A 23,623-nucleotide genomic window follows, 5' to 3' on the forward strand; every position below is an offset into this window, starting at 1 on the left:
GAACAGAAGTCAGCGAAACGCCTCATCCTCTGCCTCAAGCGCTTTCACAAGAGCAGAAAGCTTGTTCATCATGTGTAGCTTCATAGTTTTGCCAAGCCCATCTGCATCGCGAGCCTTAAGCAACTCCATCATAGCTTCATGTTCGCGAATTGCCTGCGCCCAGCGTTCGTCTGACAGATTGGCCACAAAACGTGCTCGGCGGACCCGCGCCGCCAACAGCTTGTGGTGGGTTTCAAGAATGTCGTTTCGCGCGCCACGTATCAGTGCCTGATGGATGTCCTGATTGGCTTTAAAATAGGCCTGTCGATCACGTGACCTATAGGCTTTCAACATATCGGCGTGGCGACGTTCAATCTGTTTAATTTCCGTGGAGTTCATGCTCTGACACGACAACTCTCCTGCCAGTTGCTCAAGCGTCGCAAGAACTGGAAACGTATTCTCCAATTCTTCTCGCGTGACACTGGCAACGCGCGCACCTCGGTTGGCTTGGAGTACCACAAAGCCTTCTGATGCAAGCACCTTTAGGGCTTCCCGCAATGGTGTCCTTGAGACCCCCAACGAGTCGCAGAGCTGTTTCTCGGGCACTTTCTCTCCCGGCTTCAGAACATCTTCGACAATCAGGTTGCGCAAGCGTTCGACCAGTTCTTCATGTAGTGTTGTGCGCTTGATGCCATCCGTTAGATTCATAACCACGTCCTAATCATCAAGTACCATTTCCAACAAGCGAGCGACATGCATGGGCTGCCGTCGAGTACCCTCAGTGATTTGGTGCCGACATGATGTCCCATCTGCCACAACAATTGCATTTACTGGTGCCGCGTCCAAAGCTGGAAATAGGTCTAGCTTTGCCATGTCGATCGAGACATCGACAGTTTCCGGGGCATATCCAAACGCCCCAGCCATACCACAACAACTGCTTTCGATCATGTTAACCTGCGCCTCAGGAATGCGCTTCAGGAGATTGAGCATAGGCGTGACGACGTCATGTGCCTTCTGATGACAATGTCCATGGACGTAGATCGGTCGATCTATCGGTTTCAAAGGCAAGCTCGGCTGTTCGGCCAGAAATTCCTCAATTGTATGTGTGGCCTTCGCCAACATCTCCGTTTGCGGTCCCGGGCAAAGAGCCAAATACTCGTCCCGGAAAGTGAGGATAGATGAAGGTTCAAGTCCGACGACCGGTATGCCTTTGGCAACCATATCTCGTGTCGCGTCAATCACGCGCTGAGCCTCGTGTCGCGCTTCTTCCACACAACCTACAGCCAACAAGGTACGCCCGCAATCCAAAGCTCTTTTAGTGTGGTTATCCCGTGCTACGGCGACACGCAGCCCTAGCGCACGCAGAACCCGGACCGCGGCGCGCAGATTGTCAGGCTCGAAATAACGGTTGAATACATCTGCAAACAGAAGAACCTGCGGATCACTATCTTGGGCCTCGTCATCTCGGAACGGAACGGAAGACCATTCTGGAAGATCACGTCGCGCGGCAATACCGGTCGGGCTTTCCAAAAGCTTACGCAAGGGTCCAATTTTGTTTCGAATATTCATTAGCCACGCGACTTTTGCAGCTTTTGGTGCATATCTGGGCAGGTAAGCTATCAATTTATTTGCCAGTGTTAGCCCATATTTTTTACGTTTCGCTGACAGTACTTCGATCTTCATTTGCGCCATGTCGACGCCAGTCGGGCACTCCCGAGCGCACGCCTTACAGGATACGCAGTACTTCATCGCGTCCAACATTGCATCGGATTCTAAACCGCCCGGCAACTGCCCGCTGATCACGAAACGCAAAGTGTTTGCACGCCCACGTGTGGAATCACGCTCGTTTCGGGTGGCACGGAAGGAAGGGCACATAACTCCGCCCTTGAGCTTGCGGCACGCACCGTTGTTATTGCACATCTCAACGGCACCCTGAAATCCTCCTCCGGTACCCGGCCAAGCTGACCAATCCAGCGCTGTTTCGAAATCCGGGACTGAATAGTTTTGGCTGTAGCGGAATAGACGGCGATCATCCATTGAGGGCGCATTCACAATCTTTCCAGGATTGAGCATCCCGATTGGGTCAAACCGGTTCTTAACCTCTTCAAAGGCGGAAATAATACGCTGACCAAACATTTTTTCATGAAATTCAGAACGCACGATCCCGTCACCGTGTTCACCTGAGTGAGAACCCTTGTATCGCTTAACCAGATCAAATGTTTCTTCTGCAATCGCCCGCATTGTGCTGACGTCTTTGTCCTGCCGCATATTCAGGACAGGACGAACATGTAGGCACCCTACGGAGGCGTGCGCGTACCATGTTCCCTTGGTGCCATGCCGGTCGAATATTTCGTTTAGGCCCGCGGTGTAATCGGCGAGGTCGGACAACGGAACAGCGCAATCTTCAACGAAGGATATCGGCTTGCCTGCCTCCTTCATCGACATCATGACATTCAAGCCGGATTTCCGGTACTCGGCGATTGAATTCTGCAGCTTGGTGTCTGTAATTGAAACAACTCCACCCCACCGGCTTTTCGTTCCGGTAAAAGACAAGCCGAGATCTCCGATTAGTTGGGAAAGCTTAACCAGTTTTGCGGCATTGTCCTCAGCGTTGCCCTCGGCGAATTCTACTAGTAGCAGGGCTTCGGGTTTGCCTTTGACAAAGGCCTCTATAGTGTCGCGAAACAATGGGATATCGCGCCCCAACGCGATCATTGTCTCGTCGATCAATTCTACCGCCTGAGGGTTGAGCGTCACGATGTGCTGGGTGGCCTCCATTGCAGCACGAAATGTCGAGAAATGGCACACGCCGGTAACTTTTTCACCCGGCAACCGTGCCAAGTTCAATTCCAATTCAGTGAAATAAGCCAGCGTGCCTTCTGACCCCACCAACAAATGGGACATGTTGACGTCGTTACCGACGAGCGCGTCGATATTGTACCCGCCCACACGGCGCTGGACCTTGGGAAAACGGGCGTCAATTTCAGACGCCTCACGACGCCCAAGTGCGCGCATGTCGCCAACAAGATTTGCATAATCGCTAGATGCGGGCGTTTCAGCGCTGAACCGCGCTTCGCTTCCGTCAACCAGAATTGCGTTTATTGCACGGACGTTATCTCGCATGATCCCGTACCGCAGAGACTTTCCGCCTGAAGAATTGTTTGCTGCCATCCCCCCAAGAGTGCAACGAGACGCTGTTGAGGGGTCCACGGGAAACCAAAGGCCATGCTTCTTCAACGCTTCGTTCAATTGATCCAACACAACACCTGGCTGAACGCGCGCAATACGTTTCTCAACGTCTATGTCTAGAATACGATTCAAGTATTTTGTGTTGTCCAGCACAACACCCTGATTGACCGTTTGCCCGCATTGCGACGTGCCGCCACCGCGAGGAAGGACCGAAAATCCTTCGTCCCGCGTGACAGACAACACGGCTTTGACATCTTCTGTGGATCGGGGGATCACAACAGCGTCAGGTATCATCTGATAGATCGAGGCATCGGTCGAGTATCGCGCAAGCGACGCCGGATCTGACGTCACCTCTCCCCGCACGTCAGACAACAGTCGGCGGTACAACGATCCATTCTTTAACATCAGGTTCGCCTTCCCTTCCCAGTAAGCCCAATTAGAGGCTCTAATTGCCCATTGACTGAATAATGAATTCATAATTAACTTTTGCAATGGTTAATAGCACCACTCTTTTGGCACCAGCATAAGGATCATTTCAAATGCGTCAGGCGGGCAGGCACTTTTTGCAGATTCCAGGGCCAAGTGCTGTGCCAGAGCGCATCCTGAAGGCCATCAGCACACAGACCATTGATCACCGGGGGCCCGATTTTGCTGAAGTAGGTAACAAGGCCCTCAGTGGGATAAAAACCATTTTCAAGACAAAGCAGAACGTCTTTATTTACCCCTCATCCGGCACCGGTGCATGGGAAGCAGCACTTGTGAACAGTGTTTCGCCAGGCGAAAAAGTTCTCATGTTCGAAACAGGACATTTCGCCTTCATGTGGTGCAACTTGGCAGGAAAACTGGGATTGCAGCCAGAACTGATTGAAGGAGATTGGCGTGGCGGTGCGGATCCAAATCAGATCGAAGACCGCCTGCGCGAAGATAGTCAGCACGAGATCAAGGCGGTATGCGTCGTCCACAATGAAACTTCTACTGGGTCAGTCTCGTCGATTGAGGAAGTACGCAGAGCAATAGATGCGGCAAAGCACCCTGCGCTCCTAATTGTTGACTCCATTTCTGGCCTAGGGTCGATCGATTTTAGGTTCGACGACTGGGGCGTTGATGTCTGTGTCTCTGGTTCGCAAAAAGGACTGATGCTACCGCCCGGTCTGAGCTTTAACGCGGTAAGCGACCGTGCACTGGAACATTCAAAATCCGTGAGTATGCCACGAAGTTATTGGGATTGGCATGATATGATCGAACCCAACCAGAAAGGGTTCTTCCCTTATACGCCCGGCACCAATCTCCTTTATGGACTAAATGAGGCCATCGATATGTTGCACGAAGAGGGGCTGGAGAACGTGTTCGCACGGCATTCCCGCCATGGTGCCGCGACGCGGGCTGCGGTGCAAGCATGGGGACTTGAGGTATTGTGTGCTCGCCAAGGCCAGGAGTCGGGCGTACTGACCGCTGTTAAAGTACCTGAAGGACATTCTGCTGATGTATTTCGCGCAACTACGCTGGAGCACTATGATATCTCACTTGGAAATGGCCTGTCCAAAGTAGCCGACAAGGTTTTCCGCATAGGTCACTTGGGCGATTTCAACGACCTGATGTTGATGGCCACACTCTCAGGCGTAGAAATGGGTCTCGCCAAGAGCGGCGTGCCGCATACAGCAGGTGGCACGCAGGCTGCGTTGGAGCATCTCAAGGCCGCGTAAATCCAAGCTGAGTCTCCAATAGCGCGACCGAGTCCCATTGACGGGAAATTACCAACCCTCCGGATCACAAAACTCTTTAGGAGCTTCACCATGACCCGTATGACGGCAAAAGACTTCGACCAGGAACTTCTTGATCTGTATGACTTTTATGCGCACGGCAAAATCACAAAACGCCAATTTCTGGACCGCGCCAGCAAATTTGCAGTTGGCGGTTTATCAGCGGTCGCGTTGCTGAACATGCTTAGTCCGAACTATGCCCTAGCACAGCAGGTGTCATTTAACGATCCCGATATCCATGCAGACTACATCACCTATCCCTCACCAAATGGAACCGGTGACGTGCGGGGCTATCTGGTCCGGCCCGCAGGCGTTGAAGAACCCCTGCCCGCGGTACTGGTAATCCACGAAAACCGCGGCCTTAACCCGTACATCGAAGATGTCGCGCGCAGATTGGCGAAAGCCGGGTTTATGGCTCTGGCTCCAGACGGCCTGACATCGGTGGGCGGATACCCCGGCAACGACGCAGATGGGCGCGAACTGCAAAAGACAGTGGACCGGGTCGAGTTGATGAACGATTTCTTCAATGGATTTGAATACCTATTGAACCGAGATGACAGTACCGGAAAGGTCGGCGCAGTGGGTTTCTGCTACGGTGGCGGCGTAGTCAGCGCAATTGCTGTGGCCTACCCGGAATTGGCAGCAGGCGTGCCGTTCTATGGTCGCCAGCCAGCAGCTGAGGATGTGGCTAAAATTCAGGCGCCGCTACTGATTCAAATGGGAGAGCTTGATGAGCGCATCAACGCAGGGTGGCCGGATTTTGAGGCTGCTCTTCAGGCCAACGACAAAGTATACGAGGCATATATATACGAAAACGCCAACCACGGTTTTCATAACGACAGTACGCCACGCTATGATGAGGAAATGGCAAACCTAGCCTGGGACCGCACAATTGATTGGTTCAACACCTATCTGAAGTAATTGGTACAAGCTACCAAGCCAGTCATGCGTTGATATCTTTTCGTTGAAATCCTCGGCCCATCTTGGCCAAGACCTTAGAAGCTAAGGTAACTTAAACTTCGCAGTTAAAGATTCTGCGACAAGGTCTTGGCCCGCTATGCCTACTATTAACTTTTTTAACGTGTCGAAACGATGGAAGGATACTGTCGCAACGGTTTTAGGTGAAGCGATCCATCGTTAAGTGTTCAGCTCATCTGCGGGTCAAAAGTATTATCACTTTTGTGCGTGGTTAGCCGTTCCTTTGGTTCTCTTCGGTATCCCGAAACCGCCGCGCGAGATAATCCACAAACGCGCGCGTTTTTGGTGCCAGATTCCGCCTTTCGGCAAACATTACGACGATATCCGTGCTGGGAGGTGCATACTCCGGCATGACATGGACAAGTTCGCCGGAGAGAAACTTCCTGTTTGCCATATAGCAGGGCAGCCGTGCGATCCCGATACCAGCCAGAGCGGCTCTAAAGACGACATCGGTGCTGTTCCCCTCAAAGCTGCCCGTTGCTTCAAATTTTTCGCCTGCGTTCGGTTCGATGCTGTTCCAAGCGTTCCGTTGGCTTCTCCCAGCAACTCTCAAGCAATTGTGCTCAGCCAATTCGGCAAAATTCGACGGTGTTCCACAACGCGCAAGGTATTCAGGTGAGGCACATAGTACCCTTCGACTCTTCATAACGCGCCTAATGACCATATCTGGATTCTTGCGTTGTTCCGCAAAGCAGATCGCCGCATCGAAGCCTTCACTCCGAAGATCAATTTCTCGGTCGGTCAAATCCAAAGACATTTGAACCTGAGGGTTCTCTTTCATGAACTCTGGCAGAGCAGGAATCAGTTGGGACTTACCGAATGCAACAGTGGATGCGATCCTGAGTTCTCCGCGTGGGACACCGTCAAAGCTGTGGATCATCGCTTTGGCTTCATTGAATTTGTCAGCCATCGCTTTGCATTTTTCATAGAAATCTTGGCCTTCCCGCGTTGGAGAGACACCCGTTCTGGTACGATTCAGAAGGCGGTAGTGCACCTGATCTTCAAGTAACCCGATCTGCTTACTTACTGCTGATGGGGTCTGGCCCATTGATCTTGCAGCCGCAGAAATACTGCCCTGCTCGACAACCGTCGCAAAGATTAGCATTTGCGCAGAAATGTCCATGTCATGACCTTTTGCTATTCCAATATGGCATGGGGCCTTTGCCAAAATGGCGAGTTGTGAGCGCTACCAAATACCCTTATCTCTGCATTGCAGCATAAATACTGCATTGCAGCAATGGACGAGGCAATATCATGGCAATTACACGATCAAACAGCGCGCTGGATGTCGTTTTCGAAGCTGGCCGCACGTTCTTTCATCAAAAGCTGGACACGATACGCAAGGCACAGGCCAAACGCAGGGTTTATCGCGAAACTTACTATGAACTCTCGGTGTTATCTGACCGTGACTTAATAGATTTGGGTATCTCGAGAAGCAGCATCAAAAATCTTGCGTTGGAGGCCGCCTATGGCTGTTAACACCCAAGCCCCTGCTACGTATCGCGATCACGCGATCGCCCAATCAATCGCATTCTTGGTGTGGATCAGATCCACGACTAAAGCTGCTTTGAAAGCACTGAAAATGGCCCGGATGCTCTCTGCGCTTTCGAATATGAGTGACTACCAACTCGCTCAGATCGGAATTTCGCGATCTGAGATCCCGGAATATGCCGAAAAACTAATGGCTGATGAATAGAGAAGTGGGTCCTCAGGTCAGAAGATTACACAAGTTTGCTGGTCCTCGCTCCTCCCAGAGTAAGCCAGCATAAGCGGCGGCGAAAAAGCCAACGGGGAGCGCCATCGCAAAGGGCCAGCATTTTCACCTCCTCCCGAAAATGCTGGCCCATACCAACCTGCCAAACAGGAAACGCGAAAACTGAAAGTCATGAGAGCGCTAAAAGACCCGATCGTTCGTCGTCTCCGTTCCGGCGATCAAAGTAACATCTGTAGGCATTTTCTGTAGTTAGATATCGAAACGCGGCGAGCACGGTTTTGTGGAGCCGTCAACGCCAAATACGTCTTGAGCTACGCACAGAACATCCTTCGGTATGACAGTATCGCTTGTGGGGTGTTTGTCTGGGGACAATTGAGGGGCCTTGTGGAACTGCGCGGCCTCTTTCATTCATGGTCATCAAAGCCAGAGGCTGCATTCTCTGTCGAAGCCGAGTGGCGAGGACTTGGGATTGGCGACGCTTTGTTTCAACAGATGTACGCGATGACGCAGAACAGAGGCGTCCGGACTATCCAAATGATGTGCCTGAAGGAAAACCGCCACATGCGCCATCTTGCGGCGAAACATAACGCGCAGTTTGTAGCTGACGCGGATATTGTTGAAGCAGTCTTGCGCCCCAACTGGCCGACGCCAGCGTCAATTGCCATTGAGATTATCGCTGAAACTAGGGCACACTCACATCTGCTTTTTACCTAGACGACCAATGGCACACTGCGTATTGCGGTCGTTTGATTGGACTTAAGCGAATGACCTTTTCTAGTGCCTTTATTGTTAAAGAGTTAAAGTTGCCTTTCTTCAGATAGTGGCCGTGCGGTGCGCATATTCCACGGTAAACACAAGTCGGGATTTATCGCCTCAGGCTGTAACACGCAGTGCATCGACAGGAACTAGCGCTCCTTTGGCTTGGATCACGCAGCTGGCCAATTGGCAGCCCAACGATATTCCCGCGCGGAAATCACTTTTCTCCAATACGCTGAGCAAAACGCCAGCGTTGAAGCTGTCACCGGCGGCTGTTGTATCAATAGCGGACGTTTCCGGCTTAGTGGGCACCTCCCCTCTAATATTCCCATCTTGATAAACCACAGAATGCTCGCCGTTCTTTACGACGATCCGCTCCACACCAAGTCTTGCATATCGTTCAAGAGTCGCGGTCGGACAGTCGTCATTGAACCACGCGCTTTCATCGTCAAAAGACGGCAACACGATATCCGAGAGCTCACCAGCGCGCATGATTGAACGCTTCATTTCTTCGGTACTCGACCAAAGCTTGGGTCTAATGTTCGTATCGAAAGCCACGGTTTTCCCTACATCGCGCGCCCTTTGGAGAGCACCAAGTAGATTTTCACGCGGTTGAGGACCAAGAATTCCCAGCGTAATTCCTGAGTAATAGATCAAATCCGCTTTTTCGATAGCACGATCAAGCGCATCTGGGTCGTCCGCAAGCCGTTTGGCTGCAGAGTTGTTGCGCCAGTATGAAAAACTGCGTTCGCCGTTGGAAAGGTGAATCATATAGAGACCCACAGTTCCATCCGAAATTTCGCGAATGTGAGAGGTATCGATGCCTGTTCTGTCAATAAAGGCTCGCATTTCGCGAGACAGTTTGTCGTCACCAACTGTCGTGAAATAAGCGACCTCTGTATTCGGTGATATTTTCGCTAAATACCAAGCCGTGTTGAACGTATCACCAGCATACCCGATCTTGAACTCCCCAGGACCGCCCTGGGGAGCAAGTTCCGCCATGCACTCGCCGATTGCTAAGATACGCATGGGTTCTACAAAAAGTCGTCACGCCGCGGAGTGAAGCTATCTACGAGCTTTCCTGGTTCCAGGCAAACACATCCGTGGGTTTGATCTGAAGGAATGATAAAACTGTCTCCTGGCCCGAACTCTTGGTCACTTTCGCCCAAAGTGAACCGGAACCGGCCACTTTCGACATAGGTTGACTGGACATGCGGATGGCTGTGCAACGCGCCTATCGCACCTGCTTTGCTGAACCGAAAGGCAACAACCATGAGATTGGGATGATCAGAGAGAACTTGCCGTGTGACATTCTCTCCTGTCGAGACAACTGGAAATTCAGGCAAGGTGTACCTCCACTACGCTATGAGAAAAGCATTCCACCATTCAGATCGACATTAGCTCCTGTAATGAAAGCACTGTCGTCGCAGGCTAGGAATAGGACAAGGTTTGCGACATCCTCAATGGTGCCCTGACGTTTCATTGGCGCAGCGGCTTCGAAGCCGCGACGTCCTGCGTCCGGTGTGTGGATGTTATGAAAATCGGTATCTATCATCCCAGGGCATAGCCCATTGACCCTGATATCCGGGCCCAGCTCTTTGGCCAAACCCCGCGTCAGCGTCATGATCGCGCCCTTTGAGGTCGCATAGGGAACTGAGCCGGGGCCACCGCCATCGCGAGCAGCTTGGCTTGCCAAGTTGACAATTGCACCGCTTTTCATATGAGCCAAACAGGCGTTCGTCATCATGAAGTTGCTGGTCAGATTCAAGTCCATCACATACTGCCAATGTTCAAGTGAGGACTCTGCGACTGTTTTGCGGGCAACCAAACCGCCCGCATTATTGACCAAAACTTCAATACTGCCGAATTCCCCGAGAGATCGCGCCACCAATGCGTCAACGTCACTTTTCTGCGTTAGGTCTCCTTGAAGCGCGAATGCGGTCCCGTCATTTGCTTTGATCTTGGCCACAACGTCCTCAGCGCCTGCGCTGCTGGCAAAATAGTTTATTGCGACGTTTGCGCCCTCGGAGGCAAGCTTGAGAGCGACTGCTGCACCGATATCGCGGCCGGCTCCAGTTACAATTGCCGATTTTCCAGCGAGTTTCATGGGCATCCCTCATCTTTGCTCAGCTTTGAAAGTTGTCGTGTGCCATTGTGGGTCGCCTAAGCTGCACCGCGTTTGACGAACATGTCGTAGATTTCGGGTACATTGCCTTCGCCCATCCCTGCATCAAGCGCCGTTTGAAGATTTGCGGAAGTGCCTTCAGCGATTTCGGAGCGCGTTCCAATGTCAGTAATCATCTGAACGAAGTAGGCGATGTCCTTGTTGGCATTGCTGATCGAAAACCCAAGATCACTTACGCCATCGACGGCGTAATTCTTGCAAAATTGCATGAATGGAGAATTGGACGGGCCCGCAGACATGATCTCGAAAAGCTGTTGGCCATCGATGCCCGCTTGTTTTGCAACTGCAAATGCCTGGCTCATGGTACACGCTGTTGTCATACCCATGAAATTGTTGATCAGCTTGGTCGTATGTCCCGCGCCGAGCGCACCGAGATGGAACACGTTCTCGCCCTGCACATCGAGCACAGGTTTGACCTTTTCAAACGTTTCGATATCGCCCGCTGCCATGATGTTCAGCAAACCGTCCTTAGCGTGCAAAGGTGAACGCCCCAACGGCGCGTCGAGCATCCCAGCCCCTTTTGTCGCAAGGTCCGCGCCAATTTTCTTTGTTGACGCTGGAATGGACGTGCCGAAATCTATGACCACCGCGCCTTCTTTGATCCCGGCGAGAATACCATTCTCGCCGTAGATCAGGCTTTCGACCACGTCGGATGTTGTCACGCAGAGCATGACGATATCACTGGCCGCGGCGAGTTCCCTAGGGGTGCTCACCTCGACCGCTCCGCGCGCAACGGTTTGGGCAACCGCCGCTTTGTTGCGGCCCATGACCACAAGATCAAAACCATTTTTTTGGAGGCATTCAACCATCTTGCTGCCCATTTGGCCTAGGCCAATGAAACCGATTTTTGGATTCGACATATGCGCCTCCTAAGCGTTTGGGTTTTTCATTTTGGAAAAGACATCGGCCCCAGCTTGGGCGACGTCATGATCTTGCGCAGGCGAGCCTGAGCTAACACCAATGCCGCCGACGACATCAGAACCAGCAAGCACAGGAAGACCGCCGGCAACGGTCACCATACGTCCGCCTAAGGCCGAGGAGATGCCATGCGCTGGCATTCCCGGTTGACTGACTGCACCCAAGGCTTGCGTGCTCTTTTTGATGCCGCATGCGGTATAAGCCTTGTCGATCGCCAGATTGACGCTGGTAATCTTGGCGCCATCCATTCGCTCAAATGCGATGAGTATACCACTCTCATCGGTAACAGCGATGCACATAGGCACCCCGATATCTTCGGCTTTGAGCCTAGCGACCGCGATCAGCCGTCGCGCCTCTTCAATGTCCAATCGTTTGATATTCAGCATAGCGGCATCCTTTGGGCTTTATGGGCCGATTAGGAGAGTGGGAAGTGTGAGCGAGATGGCAGGAACGAAGGTGATCAGCATCAGCGCTGCGAAGATCGCAAGGTAGAAAGGCCAGATCGTTCTAATGGCTTTTTCCATCGGCAACTGGCCAACCGCACAGCCTACAAACAGGCAGGTCCCGACCGGAGGCGTGCAAAGCCCCAGACCAAGGTTCACCAGAAGGATCATGCCAAATTGCAGCGGATCAATCCCCAGCATATTCATCACCGGTAAGAAGATCGGCGTGCAGATGAGGATCAAAGCTGCCATATCCATAATCATGCCAAGCAGCAAAAGAACGGCATTGATCATCAGCAAAATCAGGATCGGGTTCTCGGTTATACCCAAAAGGAACTCGACCGTTTTGGTTGGTACGCGGTTGTAGGTCAGCATGTACGCGAAGGCCCCGGCACAGGCGATCAGGATCATGACCATCGACGTTGTGCGCACTGAGGAAATTACAGCCGTCTTAAAGGCATCCCATGACAGGCTGCGGTAGACGATCAGCGTGACAACAAAGGCATACATAGCCCCGAATGCACCGGACTCTGTTACAGTAAAGATGCCTGATAGGACACCTCCGACGATAATGACGGCAGTCAGCAAGCCGGGGATGGAGCCAATAAACGCGTACGCCAGCGCCGTCCATCCTGGAAACCGTTCAGCCTGATAGCCGCGCTTTACTGCGACCACATATGCGGCAATTGCCAAGCAACAGCACATCAGGATGCCGGGGACCACGCCCGCCAAGAACAGCTTGGATATTGACACCACACCACCCGTTGCAAGAGCAAAGATGATCATATTGTGACTGGGTGGAATGATGATCCCGGCGATAGAAGATGTCACTGTCACATTCACCGCATAGTCAGCATCGTATCCCTTGTCTTTCATAACGGGGATGAGAATTGAGCCCAGCGCGGAGATGTCCGCGATCGCCGAACCTGAAATCCCGCCAAAAAGCATGGAGGAAAACACGTTTACAATGCCAAGCCCGCCGCGCACGGCACCCACAGCAGCTTGCGCGAACCTGACCAATCTAACGGCTATCCCGCCATGAAACATCAGCTCTCCAGCGAAAATGAAAAACGGGATCGCCATAAGCGAAAAAACGTTGATTCCTGCGACTATTCGTTGAAAGCCGACGAACAAGGGCAAGCCTTCATACCAAAACGCAGCCAAGGCAGAAATCCCGAGTGCGTAGGCGACCGGAGTGCCGATGATGACGGAAAGGGCAAAGACCCCGAGAAGAACTGCAAGTCCCATGATTAACCCTGATCTATACTGTCTTGACGCGCATCCTCGCCCAGAAACAGGCGGATCAGATGACCGATGGAAAACAGAAGGACCAATGCTCCGCTAATTGTCATAGGCAGGGATCTCAGGCCCTCGGGCCATTGAATAAGCGGGATCAACGTGCCCCATTTGAATTCGGTCAATTCAAGTCCATACCAGAACATCATCGCGCCAAATCCGGCTAGCAGCATATCTGTGAAGCAGACAAAGACTGTTCGTACTTTCGGCGACACCATGCCCCGAAAAAGAACAACAGAGAGGTGGGTATGGTTGTGCACTCCGGCTGCTGCGCCGAGGAAGGCAATAACCATGACAAGTAAAAGTGATACCTGTTCAACCCAGGTGGGCGTGTCATTGAGGACGTACCGGCCAAAGACCAGCCACGCGAAGATGGCGGTCATAGTCACGATGGCGACGCCGGCCAACACGGTACAAAGGCGGGCGAGCAGGTCGAGGAAGAAATCCATCCTCCGTAGAAACTCTGATGTCTTGCCTGAAACTTGCATGCCGCCCCCTTTTTTTTGGTTTTACGAGTCCGGCTTCTTTGAAGGAAACCGGACGCGCTTAACTGTATTCGCTTTGGCAAATCACTCAGTGGCCTGAGCCATCTCGACCAACGCTTTCATATCTGGGTTGGCAGCTAGGTAGTCGGCATAGACTACGTCCATCGCGGACTGGAAGGGACCCTTGTCTGCGATTTCGTTGACAGTGATGCCAGCCGCTTCAACGTCAGAGCGCGCTTGCTCAGATCCAACAGCCCACAGTTCGCGCTGATACAGAGCCGCTTCTTGTGCCGCACTACGTACAGCTTCTTGTAGTTCGGGGCTAAGCGCGTTGAACTTGGCTGTATTCACACAGATGCACTCGGGGATGATCAAATGCTCAGACAGCGAATAGTGCGACGTCACTTCGTAATGGCCGACGTTTTTGAACGACGGGAAGTTGTTCTCCGCCCCATCAACAACGCCTGTTTTCAGTGCCTGTTGTACTTCCGAAAAAGCCATTGGAGACGGATTTCCACCCATAGCCGAAATCATCGAAGTGTAGAGATCGTTGTTCATAACTCGGATCTTCAGACCTTCCACATCGGCTGGAGAGTTGATTGGTTTCTGGCTGTAGAATGACCGGGCTCCAGCATCAAAATATGCAAGGGGAAGAACTCCTGCCTCACCCATCGCTTCGGCAACGACCGCACCAGCTTCACCTTCCATCACGCGGAACATGTGCGGCACACTTTTGAAGATGAACGGAAGCGATACAAGGTTTGCCTCTTTGACCATCGGACCAATCGGGCCAAGGTTGAAGTTGCCAACCTCGATGGCTCCAATACGCACTTGCTCCAGCGCATCGGGTTGCGAGCCAAGAACGCCGCCGTGGAAAACATCTACCGTGACTTCACCATCTGTGGCTGTGTCAACAAGCTCAGCAAATTTGTCCATCGCCGCCGTATTGGGGTGGCCGTCATTGTGAATGTTCCAAGCGCGCCAGCTTTCAGCCGATGCTGAAGAGGCGATCAGTGCAACGGTTACTGCTGCAAAAAGCGATTTCGTAGAAGTCATGGGTCTCCTCCCGTTTTTTCTGAGCAGCAACAGGCCAAAATGTGTCGTCTGGAGGATGAAAGTCACAAAACTTCCTGCTTCCTCCCAGAGCCGGAATCACTGCTGAACCAATAAGGACACTAGTATCCAAGTTGTGTCAACAACTCGTTTGAAACATGTGACGGCCTTGACTTCAATGGTTACAGGCTCTTTGATATTAACCGAAAAAGCCTTTCCAAATACGTACGAACTATGGCTTTTTAATATATAAAACAGTTCCTTAACCACCTCTCAGACTGTGGCGACAGGATTATGAATCAGAGGATGAAAGAAAAAATCGTGGACGGAATTAGAACCCGAACGACCACTGATGCCGTCTACGAAACACTGCACGATCAGATCGTTTCGCTCGAAATTCTTCCCGGCACAAAATTGTCCGAGACGGAAGTCGCACGTCGATTCGGCGTATCTCGCCAACCTGTTCGCAACGCCTTCACCAGGCTTGGAAATGAGGATTTGCTACTTATCCGACCTCAAAAAGCAACCGAGGTGCGCGGCTTTTCAATGGATCGCCTAGAGCTTGCTCGTTTGGTGCGAAGGGCCGTCGAACTTGAAATAGTTTACATGGCGGTTGAGACTTGGGATTCAGATCGGGATGCGAAGCTAAGCGAAAACTTAGCCCTTCAGGAGAATGCTCTGACGCAAGGGGATCTATCTGCCTTTCACGCGCTCGATTACGATTTTCACAAACTAATCTACGTCCTTGGCGGCAACCCGTTAGCGTTCGAAGTTATGCTGGAATGCAAACAAAAAGTAGATCGTCTCTGTATGCTTGGTCTTGAGAAAGATCGCGAGGCGAATTCCATTTTGGAAGACCACTATGAGATCGCAAATGGGCTTGCCTCGCGGGATCTGTCAAAAGCGCAAAACGCAGTCAGAAAACACTTATCCCGCCTCGACGACACTATCGCGTTTATTCACGAACGCCATCCCGAGTACTTTGAATAAGTTCGGAAACTCGTACCGCTAACTTCATTCAAAAATCGATACCGACAAAGTGCCTATCGTGCCGGCCGGTTGCTCGTTAATCTTAGCGTTTTTCGCTTGTTGGGGATCAGGGAATTTGCAGCATAAACCTCTGAAAAACATACAGTTCTGATAGGAAAAATGACGGAAATCAGTCCCGGTTTTCGAAAATTCCCTGTAAACTTCAGGTTATCAGGGAAATCCAGCACAAAGCGACCCCGCTAAAATGCGACACTGAGACTAGCGCCTGAATTGTCCTCTGGGTGCTGTCAGACGAATTCGAACCAGTCTCAGTTTGCCGCGGCAACCGCGAACCTATCCGGAACAAAGTTGACGCCACTCGCTAAGAGCGGCGGCGCGTGTCAACTTGAAGGTGTCTCGGCTGGCTAGCGATCTTTCCTGGTTGAAGTGGTTGAGGACCGAGGAATGGACGGAGGCGAATTTCTGTAGACTTCGCATGCGCTTGAAACGCTGCATCGCGCGTTCGCGTCGTCGAAACGGCAGGTGCGAATTCTCGACGCGGTTGTTTAGCCACCTGCCCGTCTGTTGTTTTTCGAGAGCACCCAAATCTCTAAGGGCAGCCTTGTAGGAAGCGAAGCGATCTGTGACGATCTCTTCGGCGCAGCCGTGCCGCTTCATCAATTTCTTGAGAAATTTCAGTGCTGCAGCTTTGTTTCGGCGCTTGGTGACAACTGCTTCCAGCACTTCACCTTCGTGATCTACTGCACGCCACAGATAATGTCGCTTGCCATTCACCTTTACGAAAACCTCGTCCACGTGCCACTTCCATTTCGAGAACGCGCGCAGCTGCTGCACACGCTTTCTTCGGATCTCCGCAGCAAACACCGGCCCGAACCGGTTCCACCAATATCGGACAGTTTCGTGGCTCAAGTCGATGCCTCGCTCGTGCAACAGATCTTCGACATTCCGAAGCGAGAGTGGAAATCGGATGTACAGCATCACCGCAAGGCGGATGATCTCTGGGCTGGTTTTGAAGTACTTGAAAGAGGCAGGTTTGGTCATTCCTAAATGCTATGCAACCGCCCTGCCCCGCTCAAGCAAAGTTCTTCTGACAAGACCATCTGCAGTGCGCTCTCGATATCGCGCCGCTTCGGCCATAAGAACGACACATTTACCTACCCGGCGGTTCAGCGTCGCATGATCCAGGTCAACACCACGTTCGGCCGCGATTTCTTCAAGATCACGGTACGACACCCCGTATCGAAGGTAGAAAAAGACTGCATGCAGGATCACGTTCTGTCGAAAATGTGCACCCTTGAATGAAATCGTCATGGTCTGCTCCTGTCTTATCCGAGCGCGCGTTATCAAAACCGCAGTCGGAATGACAGTTGGGAGTAAATTTTGCGACAGAACCTTTGAGCAAACTTGGTACGAATATTGAACTTCATTCTATGGGCCTGCTTGAGACTGACTCTTGATTTTCTGACAGCTACTTCGAAAGATTTTTTTGGAATAAACCCAAGCGCGAAACGTTGTTATTTTGGATCATGTAAGTCTGAACTGGATGTTCATATGAGAAAGATATCAACTCAGCTTCTTAAAACCAGCCTCGTGCTCAGCTTGTTGTTGCCTCTGCTACTTGCCGTTCCGATGAGCTGGCAACTCTCGTTTGTTGCTGTCGCATGGGCAGACGATCATGACGACGACAGGGATGATGGAAATGATGACCGCGATGACGATCGGGACGATGACAGAGGGGATAGGGGCAGCAGAGGCGGAGGTGGTGGTAGCTCAGGAGGTGATCAAAGATCCTCTGGCGAGAACCCTATTGGCAACCTCATCAGACGGCTGACCAACGGACCACCGGCACAGCAACCCGCGCAAGTACCTGCTCAGGCCCCAGCGCCAGCACCTGTCGCGCCGCCAACGCGCGCGCCGTTTGAGATAATTGTCGCCGATGCATCCGCCGAGGATCTGGAGCAACTTATATCCGAAGGCTTTGCGATATCGGCGACAGAAACCCTTCAAGCCTCTGATCAGGTATTGACGCGGCTGACTTCGCCGGGTGGGCTGGATCTGGAAGCCGCGCGGGAACGAGTACGCGCGCTGCCATCGGGCGTCACTGCGGATTTCAATCACTATTACCGCTTTGAACAAAGCGAAACGCGCGTGGCGTCATCGGACCCGTGTTGGCATGAAAACTGCCCTGCTTGGGAGATGATCCAGTGGCCGAGTATTGATTTTGCTCAGGCGACCTGCCCTGTGCGAGTGCCGGTAGGGATGATCGATACCGGGATAAATGCCGAGCACGAAATAATGACCGGTGCTCGATTGGAGTTGATTCAGCTTGCCGACCAGACCCTTGCGCCGTCCAAAGCGATCCATGGCACAGCAGTGGCCTCCCTTTTGATCGGCGATCCGGACAGCCGGGTTCCCGGGCTGATTCACGGCGCAGAGGTCATTGCGGTGGATGCGTTTGCGCGCGAAGGATCGGATGAACGTGCTGACGTGATCTCAGTGTTGCGGGGGTTGGACGTTTTGAAAGCCCGTGGCGTTCGCGTCGTCAACCTGTCACTGACCGGCCCCAACAACAGCCTGCTGGAAAGCATCGTTAACCAGATGGTGCAAGAAGACGGAATCGTTATGGTCGCGGCGGCGGGCAACGAAGGCCCGTCCGGCGAGCTGAGATATCCCGCAGCATTTGACACAGTTTTGGCCGTGACAGCCGTAGACGCGCGGACACGCATTTACCGGAAAGCACAGCGCGGCCCGCATATCGACATCACCGCGCCGGGCGTCAACATGCTGTCCGCCACATCCATTCGCGGTGCGCGCCTGAAGTCGGGAACATCTTTTGCGGTTCCCTTTGTCACTGCGGCGGTCGCAATCATGCTTTCGCAGGATGACACGTTATCACCTGATCAGGTGCGCGAACGTCTGAGAAACACCGCACAAGACCTGGGCGCACCCGGGGCTGACGACGTGTTCGGCCATGGTCTTCTGAATGCAGCTACTCTGTGTTAACCAGAACCTCAGGGCATCCAGCCGTTTGCAATCAGGTCCGCCTCAGCGTCGGGGGCAAGTGAAGCCCCTGCCCCCAACCGATCTAAAAACGGCATCAATCCCTGCATTTCAGTACCGCTTGCCGTCACAAACCCATCTTCTGTGCCGGATGCGGACAAAGGCTCTGACATCGTGACTTCCACCACCCAACTGTCGGAGGTTATGCATGCTATTCCGAGGTCGATGCGTTGCTTAGCACGATTGATGACCTCGAACTCGCGGCAATACCCATCTGAGATCGGCAGCGTGGCGAGGATCATGAACTCCTGATCCGTCCCTGACGACTCAGGCACACCAGACGGCAGACGGCTCAACGCGGTTGACAGGTTCGAACCACTGTCGATCGGCCCCAAGGTCAAGTTTGGCGCAGCGACCGGCGCAAACAGGTCGGGACCTGAAAATACGCCAAGCGCCAACATCGCCGCCACAGCCGTGCTTATCCACACGGCGGGTCGTTTGCGAAAGGGTATGATCTTGGCTGTCTGCGCCTCACCCAGAATGACATTCTTGATCTCACCGGGCACGGGCTCACCCAGCGGTTCGCTGAACGCCTGCAACAGGGCTTCATTTGCGGCCATAAGATTGTCGACATAGGCCTGATCCTCAGGGTGATCCGCCAAATGCATGACAACGGCGGCAGCCTCTTCGGGTGAAAGTTCCCCATCCGCAAAAGCTGCAAGACGGGACGGCTCCATTGTAGGTTTTGCACTCATTGCATCGGCCCTTTCGTCATCCCCAACTGCGGCAGCAGAGCGTCTCTGGCCCGTGACAAACGGCTCATAACCGTGCCAACCGGCACCTCCAGAACATCTGCAGCCTCTTTGTAGCTCAACCCCTCGACCGCAACGAGAGACAGCACAATGCGCTGCTTCTCGGGTAACGCACCCATGGCGTTTCGTGCCATATCGAGCATCATCCGATCTTCGGGCAGACGTGCGGAAAGCCCTTCATCGCTCAGACCCGCCAGTTCGGGTTCTACAGGCGCCCCGCGTGTCTTGGCGCGCCGGCGATCATCAATCCAGAGGGTTTGAATAATCCGGTACATCCAACTGTCCATACGCGTCCCTTCGCGAAACTGAGCCGCGTTTTTTAACGCTTTCACACAGGCAGATTGCACCAAATCATCGGCGTCTGGCTGGTTGCCCGCCAGAGACAAAGCAAACCGGCGCAGTTTCGGCACTAGCGCTGCCAGATCTTTACGGAACCGGTCCGTCATGCCGTCTCTCCCGTTTCGCGTCATGTTCAATGACAACGGATGGTAGTGAGAATTATTCCACAGGATCGAAGAAAAAATGAAGACGCGCATCGTTTTGACCCGACGCAGCGGGTTCTGACCGGCCCAAAACACAATTTTCAAAAAAGTTGGAATAGATCGCAATCACCATCGTTGTCCCCGCAAGAGATCAAACAATCAGGAGCTGAAATGATGTTCGATACCGCGATGGATGTTCCCCCCGTCAACGGGCCAATGACGACCACCCGGTTTTCGGTCCGCGTCGGCGAACGCACACTGTCCGCCGATGTTCACATCCCGAGCATTCCCGCGCCCGATACCCCTCCCTTGTTGGCTTTGCACGGAATTTCGCGGCGGGCATCCGTGATTGGCTCGACCTTTGCAAGCTATTGTAACGCCAAGGGACAGGTTCTGATCACGCCTCGTTTCTCAAAAAGGCACTGGCACCATTTCCAGCGTATTGGCAGCTACCGACCGGATCGATCCCTTCTCGCAATGCTCGCCTTGGTTGAACAGATGGGCGTTGCGAGAACCAACAAGGTAGACCTGTTCGGGTATTCCGGCGGCGCACAGCTCGCACATCGATTTGCGATGCTGTACCCGCAACGTGTGGCCAGCCTGCATATCGCAGCTGCTGGTTGGTATTGTCTGCCGGATTTTACTCAACCCTTTCCGATGGGTTTGGCCCCGGCGGACAAGCCTCGGAAGATGAACGTTCCCGCTCTGGCCCACAACCAGTTGCGAAATTACCTCGAACTCAAGCTTCGGGTCTACGTGGGTGCCGAGGATCATCAACGGGATGATGCCCTTCGAAAAGGGCATGATATCGACGATGTCCAAGGCCGCAACCGGCTGGCCCGCGCACGGCACTATTGCAGGGCTTTTCGCGCCGCTGCCGAGGCGCGGGGGATCGTTCCTGATCTGTCGCTGACGGAAATCCCCAACTGCGCGCACAGCTTCGCCAACTGCGCCGAAGCGGGCTTAACCAAGCTTGTCTGTGAAGTTTAAAATCTTTGAAAACAGGAGATTACCCATGAAAAACTATCACTTCAAAGATGCAAAATGGTGTTTTGCAACCAGACGCATCGATCAGAGGCTGGCGCATGGGTTGCGTCAAGACTTTGCGCAGGCGCAACCCGGAGATCTGATCCTTGGCCTTGTCGCATCAATCGGCAACCACCAACGCATTCAGTTGCCTGCGGGACGGCCCTCAACCCTGTATCCCGGTGATCTTGTTGTGCTGCCCTGCGGCGCGCGATACGCGCCCGATCAGTTCGAAGGGCTGGCTGAGATCGACAGGAAAGGCAGCGACATGCTTGCTGGCGGAGGCTGTCTCGGGCGCATGGTGCAACGAAACGAGCGCATCAAACCCCCGACCCGCATTCAGCCGCTGGGGCGCATCACCTCAAAGGACGGTGTTGTTCTGAACACCAGTGGTTTCGCCCTGCCCGAACGTACCAGGCCGGCGCAGATTCCGGTGATCTGTGTGGTTGGAACCGCAATGAACTCGGGCAAAACAACAGCAACAGCCGCCCTGGCCCATGGTCTGACTAAGGCCGGGTGGCAGGTGGCAGTGCTGAAAGGCACCGGGACCGGCGCGTTTGGAGATTACAACTCCTTTGTCGATGCTGGTGCATCCTTTGTGGCCGATTTTACCGACGCAGGCATGGTTACGACCTATCTGGAACCTATGCCGCGCATCGTTGCGGGCATTGATACGCTTCTGGGCGAGTCAGAATCCCTTGGTTGCGACATCGCGGTGATGGAACTGGCCGACGGCATCTTCCAGCGGGAGACCGCCGCCCTGCTGGCCGACGCCTCCGTCCGTGGCCGGTTTTCGAAGTACTTGTTTGCCTGCGCCGATCCGGTCGCAGCCGCAGGAGGTGTAGCTGAGCTGGGCCGAAATGGGATCCGACCCATTGCACTGACAGGGATGCTGTCATGTTCGCCCATGGCGGTCGAGGAAGCCCAGGCTGCGACAGGTGTTCAGGTTCTGACGCGCCGTCAGCTTCTTGATCCGGCCTATGCGAACACATTGGCCGCACGCGCCGGGATCGAGCGGACCCGGCACGCCGCATGACCCCCCCTGGACTGCTTGAGGGTCAAAGGCGTCGCCTGTTTGTCTGGCTTCTGTTTGCGACCCTCTCGCAGGCCACCGCTTTTGCGGCGGTGGCCATTGCAACGCGCACGGTCTTTGTCGCCTTGCACGCCGGATCGGACCTGCCCGTTCTTCCGATTACAGTCATCGGCGTAGCGGGGCTGTGCGGCGCGCTGATGCAACTGATCTTCAGGACACTCGCGGAGCGGTTGGGTCAGACCTACGCCAAAGACGTCCGCCTGCGGCTGTTCGATCACGCAAGCCGCAGCGATCAACGCGATCTGGACCAAAGACGCATGGGCTATCATGTCCTGCGCTTTACCGGTGACCTGTCGGCATTGCAGGATTGGCCTGGCCTTGGCTTACCAAGGCTTATTCAGGCTGCCGTTTTGTTGCCCGCAGCAACAGCTGTGTTGATCTACCTTGACCAGCGGTTTGTCTGGGTGGCGGTCTGCGCGATCCTGCCCTCAGCGTTTTGGGCGGCGCTGACACAGCGCAAACTTCTGGACGCGCACCGCAAATTGCGAAAACTGCGGGCGCGGCTGGCAGCAGATGTCACCGAGCGCCTGCCGATTGCGCCAAGGCTTTCGGTGCTGGGACGGCGCCACATCGAGATGAGGTCGCTGGACCGCCGGGCAGACCGCGTGGCCGATGCGGCCTGCGCGCGCCGGGGTCTGAGCGAAGTCCGAAAGGCCGTGCCAGAGTTCTCAACCGCAATCGCCGCAAGCCTGATCACGATGATCGGCGGAACTGGCGGCCTATCTGCGGGAACAATCGCGGCCGGTTTGGCGGCTCTGGGTCTGATGATCAGACCTTTACGCAATGCGATGACGGCCAGCGATCATGCCGCAAAATATCGGGCGGCCTATAACAACCTGTCCCGTGCTTTGAACCGCCCGCTGGCGGCATCGCGAAGCGCGAAAGCACACCTGCGCAAAGAACCCGTTTCGGTTGAAATCACCACCACACATGGCCCGGAATTAAAAATATGCCCCGGGGAACAGGCCGTTATTTCCAGCACGTTGATGGACCAGATCGAAATCGCCCTGCTTGGCAACGCATCGCCCGGGGACATGTCTTTAAAACTGGATGGCAGAGACATTTCAGAACTAACGCCTGGAAGCCTGCGCCGATCTGTCGGAATTCTCACTGACCAACCCTTGATCCTGAAAGGCAGCCTGCGTCGGGCTTTGACCCTAGGTCTAAAGGAACGTCCATCGGACGAGCAAATCATAAAAGTCGCCGAGAGTGTTGCCCTGCAAGACGTCGTTCAAGAGATTGGCGGCTTGGACTTCAAATTGACGGAGCGCGGCGCCAATTTAACCACTGATCAGAGAATTTCCCTTTCTTGTCTGAGGCTTATTCTTCAAAAACCCGGCTTAATTCTTGCTGTCGTTGCTCCGTGCATTGCTTTCAGGTCAACTTCGTCATGGCAATTGGCTACAAAACTCACTTCTTTCCGTGAATACCATAGCCAGAAAAGCAATTCATTTCTTTGACTTT

24 protein-coding genes and 1 pseudogene are annotated in these 23,623 nt (G+C 53.5%); 10 read left to right on the top strand and 15 right to left on the bottom strand.

Annotation, left to right across the window (positions count from 1 at the left end; genetic code table 11):
- Positions 1–9 precede the first annotated feature (9 nt).
- Both ACR0J4_RS09535 and ACR0J4_RS09540 read right to left on the bottom strand, forming a co-directional pair.
- Positions 10–687 (bottom strand): GntR family transcriptional regulator, encoded by a 678-nt coding sequence (locus ACR0J4_RS09535; protein ID WP_170467812.1) that lies wholly within the window; start codon positions 685–687, stop codon positions 10–12.
- Between the two features lie 9 nt (positions 688–696).
- On the bottom strand, positions 697–3,573 hold the full coding sequence (locus tag ACR0J4_RS09540) for an FAD-binding and (Fe-S)-binding domain-containing protein (RefSeq protein WP_170642885.1): 2,877 nt from the start codon (positions 3,571–3,573) through the stop codon (positions 697–699).
- A gap of 134 nt (positions 3,574–3,707) precedes the next feature.
- Between ACR0J4_RS09540 and ACR0J4_RS09545 the strand changes: the two genes are divergently transcribed.
- The gene (locus ACR0J4_RS09545) at positions 3,708–4,871 is read left to right on the top strand and encodes an aminotransferase class V-fold PLP-dependent enzyme (RefSeq protein ID WP_170642886.1); all 1,164 of its coding nucleotides are present in this window, start codon (positions 3,708–3,710) and stop codon (positions 4,869–4,871) included.
- 90 nt (positions 4,872–4,961) lie between these two features.
- Positions 4,962–5,849 carry a YghX family hydrolase gene (gene yghX / locus ACR0J4_RS09550; protein ID WP_170642887.1) on the top strand — a complete coding sequence of 296 codons (888 nt, stop codon included), beginning with the start codon at positions 4,962–4,964 and terminating at the stop codon, positions 5,847–5,849.
- Positions 5,850–6,117: 268 nt separating this feature from the next.
- Here yghX and ACR0J4_RS09555 read toward each other — a convergent pair whose 3' ends face one another.
- On the bottom strand, positions 6,118–7,029 hold the full coding sequence (locus ACR0J4_RS09555) for a LysR family transcriptional regulator (RefSeq protein WP_170375906.1): 912 nt from the start codon (positions 7,027–7,029) through the stop codon (positions 6,118–6,120).
- Between the two features lie 131 nt (positions 7,030–7,160).
- Between ACR0J4_RS09555 and ACR0J4_RS09560 the strand changes: the two genes are divergently transcribed.
- The 3 genes from ACR0J4_RS09560 to ACR0J4_RS09570 all read left to right on the top strand — a co-directional run bounded on the left by ACR0J4_RS09560 (position 7,161) and on the right by ACR0J4_RS09570 (position 8,334).
- On the top strand, positions 7,161–7,385 hold the full coding sequence (locus ACR0J4_RS09560) for a DUF1127 domain-containing protein (protein WP_170375908.1): 225 nt from the start codon (positions 7,161–7,163) through the stop codon (positions 7,383–7,385).
- Complete coding sequence (locus ACR0J4_RS09565; protein ID WP_170642888.1) at positions 7,375–7,602, top strand: DUF1127 domain-containing protein; 228 nt, start codon at positions 7,375–7,377, stop codon at positions 7,600–7,602. The genes ACR0J4_RS09560 and ACR0J4_RS09565 overlap by 11 nt, the downstream gene beginning before the upstream one ends.
- 324 nt (positions 7,603–7,926) lie before the next feature.
- A complete protein-coding gene (locus tag ACR0J4_RS09570; protein ID WP_170642889.1) occupies positions 7,927–8,334 on the top strand; it encodes a GNAT family N-acetyltransferase in 408 nt (135 codons plus the stop codon).
- Between the two features lie 159 nt (positions 8,335–8,493).
- On the opposite strand, the gene ACR0J4_RS09575 is transcribed toward ACR0J4_RS09570, so the two are convergent.
- The 8 genes from ACR0J4_RS09575 to ACR0J4_RS09610 form a co-directional block, all read right to left on the bottom strand.
- The gene (locus ACR0J4_RS09575; protein ID WP_170642890.1) at positions 8,494–9,405 is read right to left on the bottom strand and encodes a sugar kinase; all 912 of its coding nucleotides are present in this window, start codon (positions 9,403–9,405) and stop codon (positions 8,494–8,496) included.
- Positions 9,406–9,410: 5 nt separating this feature from the next.
- Positions 9,411–9,722 carry a cupin domain-containing protein gene (locus ACR0J4_RS09580; protein ID WP_170642891.1) on the bottom strand — a complete coding sequence of 104 codons (312 nt, stop codon included), beginning with the start codon at positions 9,720–9,722 and terminating at the stop codon, positions 9,411–9,413.
- Between the two features lie 17 nt (positions 9,723–9,739).
- The gene (locus ACR0J4_RS09585; RefSeq protein ID WP_170642892.1) at positions 9,740–10,483 is read right to left on the bottom strand and encodes a glucose 1-dehydrogenase; all 744 of its coding nucleotides are present in this window, start codon (positions 10,481–10,483) and stop codon (positions 9,740–9,742) included.
- A 56-nt stretch (positions 10,484–10,539) separates the two neighbouring features.
- The gene (locus ACR0J4_RS09590; protein WP_170474675.1) at positions 10,540–11,421 is read right to left on the bottom strand and encodes an NAD(P)-dependent oxidoreductase; all 882 of its coding nucleotides are present in this window, start codon (positions 11,419–11,421) and stop codon (positions 10,540–10,542) included.
- A gap of 9 nt (positions 11,422–11,430) precedes the next feature.
- Entirely contained in the window at positions 11,431–11,865 is a 435-nt protein-coding gene (locus ACR0J4_RS09595; protein ID WP_170474677.1) for a heme-binding protein, read from the bottom strand.
- 18 nt (positions 11,866–11,883) lie between these two features.
- Positions 11,884–13,170, bottom strand: coding sequence for a TRAP transporter large permease (locus tag ACR0J4_RS09600; RefSeq protein ID WP_170375920.1), 1,287 nt, complete (start codon positions 13,168–13,170; stop codon positions 11,884–11,886).
- 2 nt (positions 13,171–13,172) lie between these two features.
- Complete coding sequence (locus ACR0J4_RS09605) at positions 13,173–13,667, bottom strand: TRAP transporter small permease (RefSeq protein ID WP_480668438.1); 495 nt, start codon at positions 13,665–13,667, stop codon at positions 13,173–13,175.
- A gap of 120 nt (positions 13,668–13,787) precedes the next feature.
- Entirely contained in the window at positions 13,788–14,825 is a 1,038-nt protein-coding gene (locus ACR0J4_RS09610; RefSeq protein ID WP_425083723.1) for a TRAP transporter substrate-binding protein, read from the bottom strand.
- Between the two features lie 237 nt (positions 14,826–15,062).
- Here ACR0J4_RS09610 and ACR0J4_RS09615 point away from each other — a divergent pair, with 237 nt between their 5' ends.
- Positions 15,063–15,746, top strand: a complete 684-nt coding sequence (locus ACR0J4_RS09615) for a GntR family transcriptional regulator (protein WP_170642894.1) — start codon at positions 15,063–15,065, stop codon at positions 15,744–15,746.
- A gap of 333 nt (positions 15,747–16,079) precedes the next feature.
- Here ACR0J4_RS09615 and ACR0J4_RS09620 read toward each other — a convergent pair whose 3' ends face one another.
- Together ACR0J4_RS09620 and ACR0J4_RS09625 are read right to left on the bottom strand one after the other, a co-directional pair.
- A complete protein-coding gene (locus tag ACR0J4_RS09620; RefSeq protein WP_170642895.1) occupies positions 16,080–16,787 on the bottom strand; it encodes an IS6 family transposase in 708 nt (235 codons plus the stop codon).
- A 57-nt stretch (positions 16,788–16,844) separates the two neighbouring features.
- Positions 16,845–17,057 (bottom strand): annotated as a pseudogene (locus tag ACR0J4_RS09625) (IS6 family transposase); the annotation flags it as partial.
- Between the two features lie 318 nt (positions 17,058–17,375).
- Here ACR0J4_RS09625 and ACR0J4_RS09630 point away from each other — a divergent pair.
- Positions 17,376–18,749 carry a S8 family serine peptidase gene (locus ACR0J4_RS09630; RefSeq protein WP_480668441.1) on the top strand — a complete coding sequence of 458 codons (1,374 nt, stop codon included), beginning with the start codon at positions 17,376–17,378 and terminating at the stop codon, positions 18,747–18,749.
- A gap of 8 nt (positions 18,750–18,757) precedes the next feature.
- On the opposite strand, the gene ACR0J4_RS09635 is transcribed toward ACR0J4_RS09630, so the two are convergent.
- Both ACR0J4_RS09635 and ACR0J4_RS09640 read right to left on the bottom strand, forming a co-directional pair.
- Positions 18,758–19,501 carry a zf-HC2 domain-containing protein gene (locus ACR0J4_RS09635; RefSeq protein ID WP_170642897.1) on the bottom strand — a complete coding sequence of 248 codons (744 nt, stop codon included), beginning with the start codon at positions 19,499–19,501 and terminating at the stop codon, positions 18,758–18,760.
- Complete coding sequence (locus ACR0J4_RS09640) at positions 19,498–20,004, bottom strand: RNA polymerase sigma factor (protein WP_170642898.1); 507 nt, start codon at positions 20,002–20,004, stop codon at positions 19,498–19,500. Before ACR0J4_RS09640 ends, ACR0J4_RS09635 begins: the two co-directional genes overlap by 4 nt.
- A 210-nt stretch (positions 20,005–20,214) precedes the next feature.
- Here ACR0J4_RS09640 and ACR0J4_RS09645 point away from each other — a divergent pair, with 210 nt between their 5' ends.
- From ACR0J4_RS09645 to ACR0J4_RS09655, 3 genes are read left to right on the top strand one after another with little or no spacing between them, the layout of a single operon-like run.
- Entirely contained in the window at positions 20,215–21,030 is an 816-nt protein-coding gene (locus tag ACR0J4_RS09645; RefSeq protein WP_170642899.1) for an alpha/beta fold hydrolase, read from the top strand.
- 25 nt (positions 21,031–21,055) lie between these two features.
- A complete protein-coding gene (locus ACR0J4_RS09650) occupies positions 21,056–22,102 on the top strand; it encodes a P-loop NTPase family protein (RefSeq protein ID WP_170642900.1) in 1,047 nt (348 codons plus the stop codon).
- Positions 22,099–23,619 carry an ABC transporter ATP-binding protein gene (locus tag ACR0J4_RS09655; RefSeq protein ID WP_170642901.1) on the top strand — a complete coding sequence of 507 codons (1,521 nt, stop codon included), beginning with the start codon at positions 22,099–22,101 and terminating at the stop codon, positions 23,617–23,619. Before ACR0J4_RS09650 ends, ACR0J4_RS09655 begins: the two co-directional genes overlap by 4 nt.
- Positions 23,620–23,623: the final 4 nt, after the last annotated feature.

The sequence above is a fragment of the Ruegeria sp. B10 genome (genome assembly GCF_056539825.1).